Genomic DNA, 14841 nt, shown 5'->3' on the forward strand with positions numbered 1-14841 from the left:
GTGCTTAGCACGGGGGGCGGCGGGGTCAACGCCTCGTGGGTCTACTGCATCATCCGTTCGTGCACCGCCTGCATCCCGCGATCAGCCATATCGGTGACCTCTTCGGCATGGGTTTGCAGCAGGGTGACCATGTCCGGATTGTCCGAGGTTTGGATCACAACGATGCCTTCCTCTGTGATGTCGATTTCAGACGTGATGTCATCGCGCCCGGCGAAAATCGGCGTCAGCGTCGGGCTTTGGATGATGACTTGGGGGTCGCGCCCCTCTTCGACGCGGGCGATCATGCCGGTGACGTGGCTGACCAGCGCTTCCATCACCATGGGATTGGTCGACGACGTCACGGTGCGAATGCCATTGGGGAGGTTTTCCACGCTACGCTCAATTTCGTCGAAGTGGTGGAACATCACCCGCAACTCGCCGCTTTCCTGTGGCGTCGCGTCGACCCCGCGCAGGCCCGGCATCCCGACCATATCGTGTCCGGTGCCGTCGGCGCCGTGGCCATGCCCGTGCATCATCTGCGCCGAGGCCATCGAGGCAACAGAGGCGGTCAGCACAACGGCAAGGGTCAGAAGAAAACGCATGGTGGGATCCTTTGTCATCGCGGTGGCGCGTATCATACGCCCTGCACCGGTCCTGTCGAGCATGACATGATTTCCTGAACAGTTCGTGATCCTGCGGGCATTTTCGGATCCAGCGCGACCAACGCCAGGGCATAGCGCGGATGCGAGGATTTTCCGTCCCCCAGCGGCAGGAAAAGCTCTTGGGTGGACACGTACCCCGGCAGCGGGCCGACATAGGGCAACGACACATACAAGGGGCACGCTTTGCGAAACAAAGCCTCGTAGGCGGCCCAAAGCTGGGATCCCGGCCCCTTTCCGGGCATGTTGGACAGCCGCTTGCCTTCCAATTTGGGGCTGGTAAAGGCGCGGACGTTCGGGCCGATATACATCAATTCAAAGTCCAGCCCACCGGGGCCGTCGTGGATTTCGGTGAACACGAAATTCTTGGAGCTGTCCAAGGTTGCGCCGTGCTGGAAGTCATCCAAAAGCGGCAACCCACGCGCGCCGCTGCTCGCCATCCAGCGATACAGCAGATGGCGGTGCGCCTCGGGCAAATCGGCAATGTGGAACGTGTCTGTGTGCATTCTTGGCGCGATCCCTTTTCGATATCGTGAATCAAATCGCTTGCAAAGCAAGCAAATCGTTCAGCTATAGGCAGAGCTTCGCCTGCCACCGTCAGCCATAGTGGCCTAGACATGGGCGCGCGGGTGCATAAGGGGAATTTCAGCGTTGACCTACCCGGACCCGGTGGTATCGCATAGCGCATGACCCAGCCCCCCGATCCCCAAGCGCCCAAGCGCCGGCCTCGCATCGGATATGCGCGCTACGCGCTGCTGACCGTGCCCGCGCGCCGCACGGCGCAGCTGTGGCGGTTGGCGCTGGGGGTGCTTTTGGTCTTTGCGATCATGTTCGGCATGACGCAGGGCATCATGACCATGCTCGGGACGGTGCTGCCGGCCGAGACGTTTGACCGCATGACGCGGGCCTTGGCGATTGGCGATACGCCCGCCGGGTTGTTGGGGATGCTGGTGTCGATGGGGGCCATGGGTCTTGCGGCCTTTACCGTGGTAGAGATCGTGCACGACCGGCGGCCCGCGTCGCTGGTTGGGCCGTGGCCGCTGGCGCGTCGGCAGTTCTGGGATGTGCTCTTTGCGCTTGTGGCGCTGAATGCCGTGCTGATGATCCTGCCGCCTTGGGGTCTGTTCGAAGGCACCGTGCCGGGGCTGAGCCTGGGTCATTGGCTGGCGCTGCTGCCTCTGACGCTGATCGCGCTGTTTATCCAGACCGGCAGCGAAGAGCTGCTGTTTCGCGGTTACCTGCAAAGCCAGCTGGCCGCGCGGTTCAAGCACCCTGCCGTTTGGTTGATCGTGCCCTCGCTGGTCTTTGGCCTTGGACACTATGCGCCTGAAATCTACGGCGGCAACGCTTGGCTGGTGGTGATCTGGGCGGTGATCTACGGCATTGCCTCGGCGGATCTGACCGCGCGGGCGGGCACGCTTGGGCCTGCGGTTGCCATGCACTTGGTCAACAACTTCCTCGCCATGGGGCTTGTGTCGATGCAAGGCGACATGTCCGGGCTGGCCTTGCGCTTGCTGCCCTTTGGCCCTGAAGCGCAGGGCGAAGTCCTCAGCCTGTTGCCCATCGACCTTGCCTCGATCCTTGTGTCCTGGCTGGCGGCTCGCATTGCCATCCGCGCGTGATTGCAATTCGCGCAGTCGGGCATTAAGTCACACCCCAACGTATCGCCACGCATCGCAACGTCAGGCCCGCCATGAACTGGATCACGAACTACGTCCGCCCCCGGATCAACTCTATCTTCTCGCGCCGCGAGACGCCGGACAATCTGTGGTCCAAGTGTGATGGCTGCGGCACAATGCTGTTCCACCGCGAGATCAGCGACAATCTGAACGTCTGCACCAACTGCGGGCACCACATGCACATCACGCCGCGCGACCGCTTTTTGGCGCTGTTCGACGGCGGTGTGTTCTCGGAAATCGACGTCCCCGAGCCGGTGACCGATCCGCTGCAATTCCGCGATCAAAAGAAATACCCCGACCGCATGAAGGCCGCGCAGAAAAAGACCGGCGAGCATGAGGCGATGCTGGTCGCTGCCGGTGAGATTGGCCGCACGCCGATCGTCGCCGCAGCGCAGGACTTTAGCTTTATGGGCGGCTCCATGGGGATGTATGTGGGCAACGCCATCATCAAGGCCGCCGAAGAGGCCGTGCGCCTTGGGCGTCCGCTGGTGCTGTTCTCGGCGGCGGGCGGCGCGCGGATGCAAGAGGGGATCCTGTCCCTGATGCAAATGCCGCGCACGACTGTGGCCGTGCAGATGCTGCGCGAGAAAAACCTGCCCTATATCGTTGTGTTGACGCACCCGACGACCGGCGGCGTGACCGCGTCCTATGCGATGCTGGGCGATGTGCAAATCTCCGAGCCGAACGCCCTGATCGGCTTTGCCGGCCAGCGGGTGATCGAACAGACCATCCGTGAAAAGCTGCCCGAAGGCTTTCAGCGCGCCGAATATCTGCTGGAACACGGGATGCTGGACCGCGTAACCGACCGTCGCCACATGCGCGAAGAGCTGATTGTGATTTGCCGGATGCTGATGCAGATGCCGCCTCCGACGTGGGGTGATCTGCCCGCGCCCGGCCCCGAAGAGGCCAAGATGCCTCAGACGAAGCCCGCCGAATGAGCGCGTCGTCGGACGTCATCCTTGACCGGATGATGGCGCTTCACCCCAAGGTCATCGACCTTGTGCTGGACCGCGTTTGGCGTCTGTTGGAGGCGGTGGGCCACCCCGAGCAAAAGCTGCCCCCGGTGATCCACCTTGCCGGGACGAATGGCAAAGGCTCGACCCAGGCGATGATCCGCGCCGGGCTTGAGGCCGACGGCAAACGTGTGCATGCCTATACCTCGCCGCATCTGGCGCGCTTTCACGAGCGCATTCGCCTTGCCGGTGAGCTGATCTCCGAAGCGCACCTGACCGAGATCCTCGATGAGTGCTACGCGGCCAACGGCGGCGAGGCGATCACCTATTTCGAGATCACCACCGTGGCGGGTCTGCTGGCGATGAGCCGCACCCCGGCGGATTACACCTTGCTGGAAACCGGGCTTGGCGGGCGGCTGGACGCGACAAACGTGGTTGAACGTCCGGCGATCACCATCCTGACCCCGATCAGCATGGATCACGAACAATTCTTGGGCGACACGCTGGCCAAGATCGCGGGCGAAAAGGCCGGGATCATCAAGCGCGGCGTGCCTTGCGTCGTTGGCCCTCAGCCCGAGGAAGCCATGGAAGTGATCGAAGCCCGCGCGCAGGCGCTGGGCGCGCCTTTGTTGGCCTATGGGCAGCAGTGGCACGTCTTTGAGGAACGCGGACGCCTTGTTTTCCAAGACGAAAATGGCCTCTTGGACCTGCCTTTGCCGTCGCTTCCCGGCGCGCATCAGTACCAGAACGCCGGGGCTGCCTTGGCCGCTTTGCGTCACCTTGGCGCAGGCGAGGCCGCCTTTGAAGGTGCGATGACGAACGCCAGTTGGCCCGCGCGGATGCAGCGTTTGCGCCACGGGCCTTTGCTGGAGGCCGCGCCGGATGCCGAGTTGTGGCTCGACGGTGGGCACAACCCTGCCGCCGGGGATGCGCTCGCGACCCATCTGGCCAGCCTGCCGCCGCGTCCCACGCACCTGATTTGCGGGATGTTGAACACCAAGGACGTGCGCGGTTTCCTGCGGCCCTTGGCGGCGCAGGCGGCGACGCTGACCGCCGTGTCGATCCCCGGAGAGGCCAACACCTTGCCCGCCGAGGACACGGCGAAAATGGCGGCGGATTGCGGCCACGATGCGCGCACGGCAGACAGCGTTCAGGGTGCCTTGGCCCAGATTATCGCGGCTGATCCGGCGGCGCGGGTGCTGATTTGCGGATCGCTTTACCTCGCGGGGGATATTCTGCGGTCCAACGGGTAAATTTCCCGAAATCGGACGGAAGTCCCGCCTTGTGCCGTCCCCCTGCATATTGACTGATTTGCAGGCCGTGCCCTATATTTTGCATAACGATAAACGGTAGGCCAAACCGGCCCCAGAGGACGAGCAGATGTTCAAAGGTCTTTTCCCGACCCTTTGCTGTGCCGCTGCTGTTGCAATGGCCGTTCCGGCTTGCGCGCAGTCCAGCCGGATCACAGAAGATCGGGGCAGTTTTCAGTTTACGCTCAACGGACGGATGGTGACCATTGACCGCAATGGCGCGGCGTGTCCGCCCGCCTGCGTGCAACCCATGCAAGCCGCCCCCGGTGTCGCCACGATTGGCGAGCTGGAGGTGATGGATTTCCTTGATATTTTCGTCTCGGGTGGCCGTGGTCTGCTGATCGACGCGCGCCTGCCCACCGGGTTCAGCGCCGGGACGGTGCCGGGCGCGGTGAACGTGCCCGCCGCGACGCTTGGGCCGGATAACCCGTATCGCGACGACCTGCTCAATGCGCTGGGCGTGCGGTCGGGCGATTTCTCGGGGGCGTTTGACCTGGTGCTGTTCGGCGCCGGGCCCGATGACGAAGGCGCACAGATCGCCTTGCGCAGCTTGCTGGATAGCGGCTATCCGGCGGAAAAGCTTAAATATTATCGCGGTGGTGTGCAGGCTTGGATGGGCCTTGGCTTGACCACCGCGGGTGGCCAGTAAAGTAGGGTTGAGGGGAACGACATGATCAGGATGGCACTTTTTGCCCTTGGGTTTTTGGCGATCACCGTGACTTTGGTGATCATGCAGCCGGGTGCAAGCCGCAAAGCCGCTGAAGCGCCCAGCGTCGAGCCGGTGGTCACGCGCGCCGCGCCGCAGGTCGACCCGTTAGAGCCGATGTCCGGCCTTGCCGATGTGGCCGCGCCCAAAGTGGCCCAGCCCTTGCCCCCGGTTCAGCGCCCGCAGGTCGCGCGCGGCGGCGACATGGACGACCAATCGCTGCGCAAGATGACGTGGGACACCCTGTCGAGCCTGAACCACGCAACAGGTCGCGAAACCGCGCCGGGGCAACCGGGCAGCTTGCTGCATACCATCGTGCGGCGGTCCCTTGATGCGCCTGCTGCGGGCCAGGCCGCGCCCCAAGGTGTCGCCCCGACGATTTATGTGGTCCAGCCGGGCGATAGCCTCGTGTCTATCGCAGACAAAGTTTACGGCGACGTTAACATGACCGGCCCGCTGTTTGCCGCCAATCAGGCCATCCTGACGCGCCCGGACGATCTTGCGCCCGGGCAAACGCTGGTGCTGCCGCGAAAGTGAATCTTTTTGCGGCACATCAATGTGGTATCCGCTGATTTCGCCTCTGCTACCCATTGACAGCTCTACTATATGTTGACTGCAGAAATTTGATTCGGCTATACACGTAGTCACTCGCGGACCCGCTGCCTCTTGGGTCTCGCGCTGGGGGACTACAGATGTTTTTGACCGATGCGACCGGCTTTGCCGGACGTGCGCCCTGTATGCGGGGGCGCGCATGATTAGGATTTTGATGCTCGCCGTGGGCTTTGTCGTCGCGACGGGCGCGCTGCTCTGGAGCCTTGGGGCCGGATCGGATGAGCCCTCTGCCGTCGATCAAGTCAGCCGCACCGCGCCGGATGTTATGGGCCTTCAGCCGACGCTGACGCCGGCCTTGCCCGCCGCCCCGGAAGTTGTCGAAGCGCCCGCACCAGTTGTTGTGGCAACGCCCACCCCCGTGCCTGCGCCCGTGGCAAATGATCCGGTGATGGATGTGTTGCAGGCGATGAGCTACGGCATCGTCCAAGAGCTGAACAAGCCCGTCGCGGCCGCGCCCAAGGCAACACCTCCGGTTGAAACAGTGCGCGCGGTGCCGACGGCGATCACCACCCGCACACATGCCGTGCAGCCGGGCGACAGCCTGCCGGGCATCGCGTTCCGCTATTACGGCACCACGGTGGCGTACCTACAGATTTTGCAAGCCAACCCCGATGTCCTGTCGGACCCCGCGCAACTGCGCGCCGGGATGGTTTTGCGCATCCCCGAGTTACACTAACAGGCGACAGACCAAAGCAGAGCAGGCAGACTACTATCTATAAAGGGCCCTTCGGGGCCCTTCTTTTTTTGCAGTGCTGTCAAGGGGTTGACGTCCAATTGCTGCCCCAATTGGCATCTTGCATCTCGCGCAGGCGGCTGGCCGTGCGTTCGAATTCGAAACTGCCGGTGCCTTCGAGATAGAGAAACTCCGGCTCGGCGGCGGCAGAGGCAATCAGCCGCGTCTTGGCCTCATACAGAGCATCGATCAGAGTCACAAAGCGCTTGGCCTCGTTGAAGTTCGAACGGCCCAAGCAGGGGATGTCTTCGATCATCAGAACGCGCACGCTTTCGGCGAGTTTGAGATAGTCGGCAGGGCCGAGCATCCGCCCGCACAAATCATAAAACGTCGCGCGCGCAACGCCATTGTGATAGCGCGGCAGCTCGACCTCGCGGCCTTTGACATGCAGGGTCAAGGTTTCCTCAAGACCGTGGGTCAGCTCGTCCCACAGGCTGTCGATCTGCTGACGCGCGGCGGCGTTGGCGGGCGAGAAATAGACCTGCGCGCCTTGCAGACGATCCTGCCGGTGGTCCTTGTCAGAGGCCAGCTCGCGGACCTCCATCTTGTCCTTGAGCAGGTCGATGAAGGGCAGGAAAAGCTGTCGGTTCAGCCCGTCCTTATACAGATCATCGGGCACGCGGTTCGAGGTGGTGACAACCACGGTTCCGGCGTCGAACAGCCGTTCAAACAGCCGCCCGACGATCATGGCATCGGCGATATCGGTGATCTGCATTTCGTCAAAGGCAAGCACCTTGACGCTGTCGGAAACGGCCTTGGCGACGGGCTTGATCGGGTCTTCGACGCCCTCGGCACGCAGGCGGTGCAGTTCGGATTGGATTTCCTGCATGAAGGCGTGAAAGTGCACGCGCCGCGCGGGCACCGGCAGGGTTTCGACGAACAGGTCCATCAGCATCGACTTGCCGCGCCCGACGCCCCCCCAGAGGTACAGCCCCTTGGGCGGCTCTGGCGCCTTGCGAAAGAAACCGCGCTTTTGCGGCGTGGCAAGGTCGGCGCGGATGCGTTCAAACGCCGGCAAGGCGGCAAGTTGCGCGTCATCGGGCTTGAGCCGGCCCTCGGCCACGCGGGTCTGGTAGAGACTGTGCAGATCGGTCATGTCTAGGGATTTAGCGGGGTTACCGTCCGTGATCCAGAGGGCAGCTGCGCTGTCAGGGGGATTTGCGTTCAGGCCACGCAGGCCTTGGGGCGGTGCCCCAAACCCCCGGGCGCAAGTTTTGAATTTGACGCCGTGACGAAATGGCGCAATAGATTTGCAGCTTTTGAGGAGACAGCCATGGACCGCCCTGCAACGATTTTTAACCCGGTTTTGGTGGTGGGCTGCGTCATCATCATGGTGTCCTTCGCGGTGCGCGCGTCCTTTGGCGTGTTTCAGATCCCGATCGCCGAGGAATTCGGCTGGGCGCGGGCAGAGTTTTCCCTTGCGATTGCGATCCAGAACCTTGCGTGGGGGATTGGGCAACCGCTTTTTGGCGCATTGGCCGAGCGTCTGGGCGATCGCAAGGCGATTGTTCTGGGGGCGCTGTTCTATGCGGCGGGGCTGGTGCTGTCGTCCTTTGCCCAGACGCCTTTTGCCATGCAAGCCTATGAAGTTCTTGTGGGTTTTGGTGTTGCGGGCACGGGCTTTGGGGTGATCCTGGCGGTGGTTGGCCGTGCGGCGAGCGATGAGCATCGCTCGATGGCTCTGGCAATTGCCACGGCGGCGGGCAGCGCGGGCCAAGTCTTTGGCGCGCCGGTGGCAGAGGCGCTTTTGGCGGTGATGTCGTGGCAGTCCGTGTTCATGATCTTTGCCGCCGGGATTATCGCGCTTTTGCTAAGTCTGCCGATGATGCGCGCGCCCAGCGTCAGCCGGGTAGAGTTGCAAGAGAGCATGGGGCAAATCCTGGGGCGCGCGGCGCGGGACCCGTCCTTTGCGATGATCTTTTTGGGGTTCTTTTCCTGTGGGTATCAGCTGGCCTTTATCACCGCGCATTTCCCGGCTTTCGTGACCGAGATTTGCGGGCCGATTGCGGCGGGCGGCGTGTTGCACGGGCTTGGGATTACAACAACCAGCGCACTTGGGGCGGTGTCAATTTCGTTGATCGGGCTGTTCAATATCGTGGGGACGCTGGCCGCAGGCTGGATGGGCAAGCGGTTTACGAAAAAGTATCTTTTGGCGATTATCTATACTGCGCGGACTGTGGCGGCAGCGGTGTTTATTTTGATGCCGATGACGCCGACGTCTGTGCTGGTGTTTTCCGCAGTGATGGGCGCGCTGTGGCTGGCAACGGTTCCGCTGACGAGCGGTTTGATCGCGCATCTTTATGGGTTGCGTTACATGGGCACGCTGTACGGCATCGTGTTCTTTAGCCACCAGCTTGGGGGGTTCCTTGGCGTGTGGCTGGGGGGTCGGTTGTACGACCTTTATGGGAACTACGATCTGGTCTGGTGGATCGGCGTAGGCGTCGGCGCGTTTTCGGCGATTGTTCACCTGCCCGTGCGGGAAAAAGCGCCTCAGCCGGCGGTTGCCTGATCTACAGGAGGCGCGTGATCTGATCGGTGTGGGTGTAGGGCAGGCCGTGTCCTGCGTCGTCGATTACGATGTGGCGTACGTCGCGGTTCCATTGCGTCAGTGTGCCCATGGCGCGCAGGGGGATCGTGCGGTCATCGCGGCCCCAAATGGCGGTCACGGGCAGCTGGGCCGCGGCAAGCGTCCGGTGAGCGCTTTGCATGTCTCGGCGCAGGGTGCCGCGCAGCGAGGACAGGACCGAGCGGACAAAGCCTTTGCGCCTCAGTTCGGAGATTTGCTGGTCCCCGATGTTTTGCACGGTAGAGGGCAGGGTGCGCTCGGCCAGGACGGCGGCGCGATGCGCTCGCGGGAAGGCCATGTGAAAGGCCCAGTCGCCCACGATCGGCCATTCGGTCGCCCAAGTGGCCATGCGCCCTAGGGTGTGCCCCATCCCGGCGGGCGCGACCAAAATCAGGCGGCTGAGGCGGTGATGCTCTTCGGCGGCAACGCTCGTGGCGATCGCCCCACCCATGGAATAGCCGATCAGGGTGATGTCTTCGTGCAGGTTCTGATCGCTCAGCAACGCGCGCAGTTGTTCGGCAAAAAAACCGGGGCTCTGCTGGCCGCGCGGCGCGTCGGAATAGCCGCGCCCGTAAAGATCGTAGGTCAAAACCCGGTAGCCCTTGCGCGTCAGGTCAGACACCAGCCCAAGCCAGACAAACGACGGTGTGGTCAGCCCATGGACACAGACCACCACGGGACCGCTCTCAGGCCCAAACCATTGATAATGCGTGCGACCTTCGGACAGTTCGGCAAAGCGACCGGGCGCGGTCTTCTGCAAAGCGCCAACCGGGGTGCGCACCGCTTCGCGCGCGGCGGGCAGGGCGGCCAGACCAAGCCCCGCCAAGGCGATCCAGCCGCCGGGGGTCATGCCGCCTCGGACTGGGTCAGCAGGCCATGGGCCACAAGGCAGTCGGCCCAGCCTTGCGATCCGGTAAAGTGATGCACCTGCCAGCCGCGCGCCTGCGCTGCGCTGATGTTGTCGATGCGGTCATCGGTGAACAGCAGATCGCCCGGCGCGAGGCCGCTGTGCTCTTCGACCATGGCGTAAATCTCTGGCGAAGGCTTGATGACCCCCATGTGCCCCGAAACATAGGCGTGGTCGAATTCGTTGAGGAAATCATAGGCCGGGGTCGCAATCGCCCAGGTGCCGATTCCGAAATTCGTAAGCGCGAACACCGGGTGCCCCTTGGCCCGCAGCGCCCGCAACAACCGCACTGAATGGTCGATCCGAGGGGTCGCCAGATCCAGCCAGTTGTCGTGCCAATGGCGAATTTCCTCTCGCCATTCCGGGTACTTGCCGGCCCAGGCGTAGACCGTCTCGCGGAAATCATGCCCGGTGTCGATCAGATCGTTCATCCCGTGCAGATCGACCTGCGCAAACATCTCTTGTCGCCGTTCGGGCCCGATCAACGCGTCGTAGTACCGCTCGGGTTGCCATTCGATCAGCACGTTGCCGATGTCGAAAATCACTGCCTTAACCATATCCTTACCCCTTCAATGCCAACCTGAGCGCGCGCTCCAAAGCGTCCAGAAACCGCGAGCGGTCCGCCTTGGTAAAGCCTTTGCCTCCGCCTTGCCGGAATGGATCGGCGGCGCGCAGATCGGCCATCAAATCGCGCATCGCCAGCTGTTGCCCGATGTTGCGCGCGTCCAGAACCGATCCGTCGTGCCGCAGCACCTGCGCGCCATTTTCAACGCAGCGCGCGGCCAGCGGCATGTCACTGGTGACAACGACGTCGCCCTTGCCCGCGCGGTCGGCGATCCACATGTCGGCCACGTCTGGGCCTTCGGGCACGATCACCGTCTCGACCAAGGGGTTGCGCGACGGACGCAGCCCCCCGTTCGACACCACGAACATGCGGATTTTATGCCGGGTTGCGACGCGCTCGGCCTCTTCCTTGACGGGACAGGCGTCGGCGTCGATGTAAAGCGCCGTCACGAATGCAGCGCCTCGGCGTGAAAGGCGACGTGGTCTTCCATGAAGGTCGAGATGAAGAAGTAGCTGTGATCATAGCCCTTTTGCATCCGGAAGGTGCCTTCCTGACGGCGGGCAGCCATGGCCCCGGACAGCGCTTCGGGCTTGAGCAGATCAAGGAACTGGTCCGCGCCGCCTTGATCGATCAGCACCGGCCCGTCAAAGCCGACCTCTTGCATCAGCAGCGTCGCGTCGTGCTTGTCCCAGCCGCTGTCGCCCAGATATGCGCTCAGCTGCTTCTTGCCCCAATCGCTTTGCGTCGGGTTGGCGATCGGCGCAAAGGCTGACACCGAGCGGAAGCGCCCGGGCAGTCCCATCGCCAGCGTCAACGCGCCATGACCGCCCATCGAGTGGCCGGTGATCGACTGGCGATCCATGTCCAAAGCGAAGTTTTCGCCAAGCAGAGCGGGAAGTTCTTCGGCGATGTAGTCCCACATCTGGAAGTGCGGCGCCCACGGGTCTTGGGTCGCGTTCACATAGAAACCAGCGCCTTGGCCCAGGTCATAGGCCTCGTCGTTGGCCACGCCTTCGCCGCGCGGCGAGGTGTCGGGGAACACCAGCGCGATGCCCTGCTCCGCGGCCCAGGCCTGTGCCCCGGCTTTGGTCATGGCGTTCTCGTGGGTGCAGGTCAGGCCCGACAGGTACCACAGCACGGGGACTTCGCCAAACTGTGCCTCTTCGGGCAGGAACAGGCCAAAGGTCATGTCGCAGGCACAGGCCTTGGACGCGTGTTTGTAGACACCTTGGGTGCCGCCGAAGCATTTGTTTTCAGATACCGTTTCCATGGAGTCCTCCGTCGCGGGTCGGCCCCCGAAACGGGGGCTAGTTTGCGCCGTAACGTGCCATGAAGGTCGCGGTAGCGCCATCCACAATCCGGTCGATTTCCGCATCGGTGACATCGGTTTGAATGCCAAAGAGGACCTTGGGCCACAGGTCAGCCTTGCACAGTTCCGCGAATTGATCGGCGGCAAGGTTCATGTCGTCGATCTGCAACTCGCCGCGCTGGGTCGCCTCGATCAGGTAGGTGGTGACGGCGCGGCGCATGACCATGGGGCCGGATTGATAAAACTGGCGGCCAATCTCTGGAAAGCGGTCGGATTCCGCGACGCAAATGCGAAAGATGCGCATCGCGGTTTCGGAATAAAGAAAGCAAAGGAATTTGCGGCCGGCCTGCGGCAGCACAACGCGCGGCGGCTGCGACAGGTCCAGCGTCAAGAGCGCGTGATCGGCCTGTTCACAGCACTGGCTGGACGCCATTTCGGTGAACAACAGCCGTTTGTCTGGAAAATAGCTGTAGAGCGTCGCCTTGGACACGCCGGCGGCCTTGGCGATGTCATCCACGGATGCGCCTTCAAAGCCGTCACGCAGGAAAATCTCTCGGGCGCCTTCGAGCACTTGGTCGAATTTGCGGCCTTTGCGGATCACGGCTTCTGCGGTCATTCAGACCCTCCTTATTGGGGCGCACGGGCGGAAACGGGCGTCCGGTTTGAGGGAGGACTATAAACCGGACGCCCGTTTCGGGGCAAGAAAGCCTGTTACTTGCAGGCGGTCTGGCCCTGCGGCGCGGCGCAGCCCTGTGTGGAAACGTCGGGGGTCGGCGCGGGGAAGGTCAGGTCGGGCAGGACCATCGGCGGGACGCCCGCAAAAGCGGCAGAGGCAGAGGCGGACAAGAGGGCGGCAAGCATGAGGTTTTTCATCGGATCACTCCATCTGAACTGGTTCGTTTAGTTACCTAAACCGAGTCGTTCAGTTTGTCGAGTCAATTTTGAACCGATCGGTTTAGTTTGTGCCTCTTGCACCTGCCGCATGGTGCGCTAAATTAGAATTATTCTAGAAAGGTGCCTGTCATGCGCTTCTTTACCCAACGCCGCCATTTCCGTGATCTGTCCGAGCAAGAAGTCCTCGCGCTTGCGATTTCGTCCGAAGAGGATGATGCGCGGATTTACCGGACCTACGCGCAGCAATTGCGCGAGGAATATCCCGATACCGCCAAAGTCTTTGATGGCATGGCGCTGGAAGAGGACAATCACCGCAAGGCCTTGATCGCCGCGCATAAAAAGCGGTTCGGCGAGGTGATCCCGCTGATCCGGCGGGAGCATGTGGCGGGCTATTACGCGCGCCGCCCTGTGTGGCTCGTCGAGAACCTGCCGCTGGAGCGGATCCGCGAAGAGGCGGCGATGATGGAGCGGGATGCTGAGCAGTTTTACCTGGAGGCTGCGAAGGCCTCGAGTGATGCGGAAACGCGCAAGCTGCTCGGGGATTTGGCAGCGGCAGAGGCGGGACACCAGCATTCCGCGGAACGGCTGGAGCGGGAGAACCTGACCGACGAGGCGTTGCAGTCCGAAGCGGACATGGCCAAGCGCCAGTTCGTTTTGACATGGGTGCAGCCGGGCTTGGCGGGGTTGATGGACGGGTCGGTGTCGACGCTGGCGCCGATCTTTGCCACCGCCTTTGCGACGCATGACCCTTGGACCACGTTCCTTGTGGGCTTGGCCGCGTCGGTGGGCGCGGGGATTTCCATGGGCTTTACCGAGGCGGCATCGGATGACGGGCAACTGTCCGGGCGCGGCTCGCCGGTCAAGCGCGGGATTGCCTCTGGTGTGATGACCACGGTGGGCGGTTTGGGGCACGCGCTGCCCTACCTGATCCCGCATTTCTGGACGGCGACGATAATCGCTATGATCGTGGTGTTCATCGAGCTTTGGGCGATCGCGTGGATCCAGAACAAGTGGATGGAAACGCCGTTCCTGCGCGCCGCGTTCCAGGTGGTTCTTGGCGGGGCGCTGGTCTTTGCGGCGGGCGCTTTGATTGGCAGCGGATGATGGGCGGACGCTCGTTCGTGCCTCACATCGCCCCACCCACCATCCCGCAGCTTGCCCGCACCCGGCAGAGCCGCTATGCCAAAGGGTGAGTTTAGTTTCAGGCGGTTGGCGCAGATTTGCGCCCTGGGGAGAGGTCATGCGGGCACGGGTTTTGACGCTGATTTGCGCAGGCGCGCTGGTGGCGGGATGTATGGGGACCGCGCCGGTGTCCAACCCCGATAAGGCGGCCAAGCCCGCGGGTGTTTTCGGGTTCCTATCCCCTGCGGGGCAGGCCATCTCGCCCAAGGCCAAGAAAAAGCCGCCCCTTGCCAAGGTGTCGATGGCGCGTGGCGATGTGGTTGTCGCGGGGCCAAGCGGCTATTGCATCGACCCGCAAACCGTCCAGTCGCGGCCAGAGCGGGGCTTTGCCTTGATCGCATCCTGTTTCATCCTGTCGAACGGCGAGGCGGGCCGGATCGTCGAGCCTGTGCTGGTTTCGGTCACGGTCGGCCCGCGCGGAGAGGCTGCGGATTTGCCGACACCGGGGGCTTTGGCGCAGACGGCCAAGGCCAAGCTGCTGGGTGGGGATCGGTCTTCGGGTCTTGTGACGGCGCATTTGGCCTCCGGTGGGGACAAGATTTTGCCGGGCGGTGATGCGCGCTATTGGCGTGGCGCGTTCTTGCAAAACGGGCGCATGGTCGGGCTGGGGCTGTATGCGCCCAAGGGCAGCGTCATGGCAGGCAGCGAAGGGGCGACCCTGCTCGCGCGAGTCAAGGCTCAGATCGTGCACCTGTCACCCAAGGGCAACGCGCCCGCCGCGCAATCGGTGAAAAAACAAGGCAATACGGGGCTTCTCGGCGGCTTGTTCAAGCGTTAAGACTATCGG

Annotated in this window: 18 protein-coding genes; 9 read left to right on the plus strand and 9 right to left on the minus strand. The window is 62.8% G+C overall.

Features of this window, described 5'->3' with window-relative positions; translation table 11 throughout:
- Window positions 1-41: 41 nt before the first annotated feature.
- Both B9A11_RS18120 and B9A11_RS18125 read right to left on the minus strand, forming a co-directional pair.
- Complete coding sequence (locus B9A11_RS18120; protein WP_234988895.1) at window positions 42-581, minus strand: hypothetical protein; 540 nt, start codon at window positions 579-581, stop codon at window positions 42-44.
- Window positions 582-613: 32 nt separating this feature from the next.
- On the minus strand, window positions 614-1144 hold the full coding sequence (locus B9A11_RS18125; RefSeq protein ID WP_058247762.1) for a hypothetical protein: 531 nt from the start codon (window positions 1142-1144) through the stop codon (window positions 614-616).
- Between the two features lie 180 nt (window positions 1145-1324).
- Between B9A11_RS18125 and B9A11_RS18130 the strand changes: the two genes are divergently transcribed.
- The 6 genes from B9A11_RS18130 (at window position 1325) to B9A11_RS18155 (ending at window position 6574) form a co-directional block, all read left to right on the plus strand.
- The gene (locus B9A11_RS18130) at window positions 1325-2260 is read left to right on the plus strand and encodes a CPBP family intramembrane glutamic endopeptidase (protein WP_143595923.1); all 936 of its coding nucleotides are present in this window, start codon (window positions 1325-1327) and stop codon (window positions 2258-2260) included.
- A gap of 71 nt (window positions 2261-2331) precedes the next feature.
- On the plus strand, window positions 2332-3255 hold the full coding sequence (accD, locus tag B9A11_RS18135) for an acetyl-CoA carboxylase, carboxyltransferase subunit beta (protein WP_058247761.1): 924 nt from the start codon (window positions 2332-2334) through the stop codon (window positions 3253-3255).
- Window positions 3252-4523, plus strand: coding sequence for a bifunctional folylpolyglutamate synthase/dihydrofolate synthase (locus B9A11_RS18140; RefSeq protein WP_058247760.1), 1272 nt, complete (start codon window positions 3252-3254; stop codon window positions 4521-4523). The genes accD and B9A11_RS18140 overlap by 4 nt, the downstream gene beginning before the upstream one ends.
- A 127-nt stretch (window positions 4524-4650) precedes the next feature.
- Complete coding sequence (locus B9A11_RS18145; RefSeq protein ID WP_234988896.1) at window positions 4651-5229, plus strand: rhodanese-like domain-containing protein; 579 nt, start codon at window positions 4651-4653, stop codon at window positions 5227-5229.
- Window positions 5230-5250: 21 nt separating this feature from the next.
- Window positions 5251-5823, plus strand: a complete 573-nt coding sequence (locus B9A11_RS18150) for a LysM peptidoglycan-binding domain-containing protein (protein WP_083499845.1) — start codon at window positions 5251-5253, stop codon at window positions 5821-5823.
- A gap of 214 nt (window positions 5824-6037) precedes the next feature.
- The gene (locus B9A11_RS18155) at window positions 6038-6574 is read left to right on the plus strand and encodes a LysM peptidoglycan-binding domain-containing protein (protein ID WP_083499844.1); all 537 of its coding nucleotides are present in this window, start codon (window positions 6038-6040) and stop codon (window positions 6572-6574) included.
- Window positions 6575-6653: 79 nt separating this feature from the next.
- Here the strand turns inward: B9A11_RS18155 and zapE are convergent, their stop codons facing one another.
- Window positions 6654-7727, minus strand: coding sequence for a cell division protein ZapE (zapE, locus tag B9A11_RS18160; protein ID WP_058247757.1), 1074 nt, complete (start codon window positions 7725-7727; stop codon window positions 6654-6656).
- Window positions 7728-7904: 177 nt separating this feature from the next.
- On the opposite strand from zapE, the gene B9A11_RS18165 reads away from it, so the two are divergent.
- Window positions 7905-9140, plus strand: coding sequence for an MFS transporter (locus B9A11_RS18165; RefSeq protein ID WP_058247756.1), 1236 nt, complete (start codon window positions 7905-7907; stop codon window positions 9138-9140).
- 1 nt (window position 9141) lies between these two features.
- Here B9A11_RS18165 and B9A11_RS18170 read toward each other — a convergent pair whose 3' ends face one another.
- The 6 genes from B9A11_RS18170 to B9A11_RS21465 form a co-directional block, all read right to left on the minus strand.
- Window positions 9142-10047: an alpha/beta fold hydrolase gene (locus tag B9A11_RS18170; protein WP_058247755.1), complete on the minus strand. Its 906-nt coding sequence runs from the start codon at window positions 10045-10047 to the stop codon at window positions 9142-9144.
- Entirely contained in the window at window positions 10044-10661 is a 618-nt protein-coding gene (locus B9A11_RS18175) for an HAD family hydrolase (RefSeq protein ID WP_058247754.1), read from the minus strand. The genes B9A11_RS18170 and B9A11_RS18175 overlap by 4 nt, the downstream gene beginning before the upstream one ends.
- Window positions 10662-10665: 4 nt before the next feature.
- The gene (locus B9A11_RS18180) at window positions 10666-11118 is read right to left on the minus strand and encodes a YaiI/YqxD family protein (RefSeq protein ID WP_058247753.1); all 453 of its coding nucleotides are present in this window, start codon (window positions 11116-11118) and stop codon (window positions 10666-10668) included.
- The gene (gene fghA / locus B9A11_RS18185) at window positions 11115-11939 is read right to left on the minus strand and encodes an S-formylglutathione hydrolase (RefSeq protein ID WP_058247752.1); all 825 of its coding nucleotides are present in this window, start codon (window positions 11937-11939) and stop codon (window positions 11115-11117) included. The genes B9A11_RS18180 and fghA overlap by 4 nt, the downstream gene beginning before the upstream one ends.
- Before the next feature lie 37 nt (window positions 11940-11976).
- On the minus strand, window positions 11977-12594 hold the full coding sequence (locus tag B9A11_RS18190; protein WP_058247751.1) for a TetR/AcrR family transcriptional regulator: 618 nt from the start codon (window positions 12592-12594) through the stop codon (window positions 11977-11979).
- A gap of 95 nt (window positions 12595-12689) precedes the next feature.
- Window positions 12690-12851, minus strand: a complete 162-nt coding sequence (locus B9A11_RS21465; RefSeq protein ID WP_159452521.1) for a hypothetical protein — start codon at window positions 12849-12851, stop codon at window positions 12690-12692.
- A 150-nt stretch (window positions 12852-13001) separates the two neighbouring features.
- Here B9A11_RS21465 and mbfA point away from each other — a divergent pair, with 150 nt between their 5' ends.
- Together mbfA and B9A11_RS21935 are read left to right on the plus strand one after the other, a co-directional pair.
- Window positions 13002-13976: an iron exporter MbfA gene (gene mbfA / locus B9A11_RS18195; RefSeq protein ID WP_058247750.1), complete on the plus strand. Its 975-nt coding sequence runs from the start codon at window positions 13002-13004 to the stop codon at window positions 13974-13976.
- 136 nt (window positions 13977-14112) lie between these two features.
- A complete protein-coding gene (locus B9A11_RS21935) occupies window positions 14113-14832 on the plus strand; it encodes a dihydroxy-acid dehydratase (RefSeq protein WP_186009198.1) in 720 nt (239 codons plus the stop codon).
- Window positions 14833-14841: the final 9 nt, after the last annotated feature.

It is taken from the genome of Tropicibacter naphthalenivorans, from assembly GCF_900176475.1.
GTDB classification, from domain to species: Bacteria; Pseudomonadota; Alphaproteobacteria; order Rhodobacterales; family Rhodobacteraceae; genus Tropicibacter; species Tropicibacter naphthalenivorans.

Bases quoted from the DNA above. Each gene is read 5' to 3' on its own strand.
- B9A11_RS18155 (WP_083499844.1), top strand. From the start codon at position 6,038: ATGATTAGGATTTTGATGCTCGCCGTGGGCTTTGTCGTCGCGACGGGC.
- B9A11_RS21465 (WP_159452521.1), bottom strand. From the start codon at position 12,851: ATGAAAAACCTCATGCTTGCCGCCCTCTTGTCCGCCTCTGCCTCTGCC.
- zapE (WP_058247757.1), bottom strand. From the start codon at position 7,727: ATGACCGATCTGCACAGTCTCTACCAGACCCGCGTGGCCGAGGGCCGG.
- B9A11_RS18150 (WP_083499845.1), top strand. From the start codon at position 5,251: ATGATCAGGATGGCACTTTTTGCCCTTGGGTTTTTGGCGATCACCGTG.
- B9A11_RS18190 (WP_058247751.1), bottom strand. From the start codon at position 12,594: ATGACCGCAGAAGCCGTGATCCGCAAAGGCCGCAAATTCGACCAAGTG.
- fghA (WP_058247752.1), bottom strand. From the start codon at position 11,939: ATGGAAACGGTATCTGAAAACAAATGCTTCGGCGGCACCCAAGGTGTC.
- B9A11_RS18120 (WP_234988895.1), bottom strand. From the start codon at position 581: ATGCGTTTTCTTCTGACCCTTGCCGTTGTGCTGACCGCCTCTGTTGCC.
- B9A11_RS18165 (WP_058247756.1), top strand. From the start codon at position 7,905: ATGGACCGCCCTGCAACGATTTTTAACCCGGTTTTGGTGGTGGGCTGC.
- B9A11_RS18145 (WP_234988896.1), top strand. From the start codon at position 4,651: ATGTTCAAAGGTCTTTTCCCGACCCTTTGCTGTGCCGCTGCTGTTGCA.
- B9A11_RS18125 (WP_058247762.1), bottom strand. From the start codon at position 1,144: ATGCACACAGACACGTTCCACATTGCCGATTTGCCCGAGGCGCACCGC.
- B9A11_RS18175 (WP_058247754.1), bottom strand. From the start codon at position 10,661: ATGGTTAAGGCAGTGATTTTCGACATCGGCAACGTGCTGATCGAATGG.
- B9A11_RS21935 (WP_186009198.1), top strand. From the start codon at position 14,113: ATGCGGGCACGGGTTTTGACGCTGATTTGCGCAGGCGCGCTGGTGGCG.
- B9A11_RS18140 (WP_058247760.1), top strand. From the start codon at position 3,252: ATGAGCGCGTCGTCGGACGTCATCCTTGACCGGATGATGGCGCTTCAC.
- accD (WP_058247761.1), top strand. From the start codon at position 2,332: ATGAACTGGATCACGAACTACGTCCGCCCCCGGATCAACTCTATCTTC.
- mbfA (WP_058247750.1), top strand. From the start codon at position 13,002: ATGCGCTTCTTTACCCAACGCCGCCATTTCCGTGATCTGTCCGAGCAA.
- B9A11_RS18170 (WP_058247755.1), bottom strand. From the start codon at position 10,047: ATGACCCCCGGCGGCTGGATCGCCTTGGCGGGGCTTGGTCTGGCCGCC.
- B9A11_RS18130 (WP_143595923.1), top strand. From the start codon at position 1,325: ATGACCCAGCCCCCCGATCCCCAAGCGCCCAAGCGCCGGCCTCGCATC.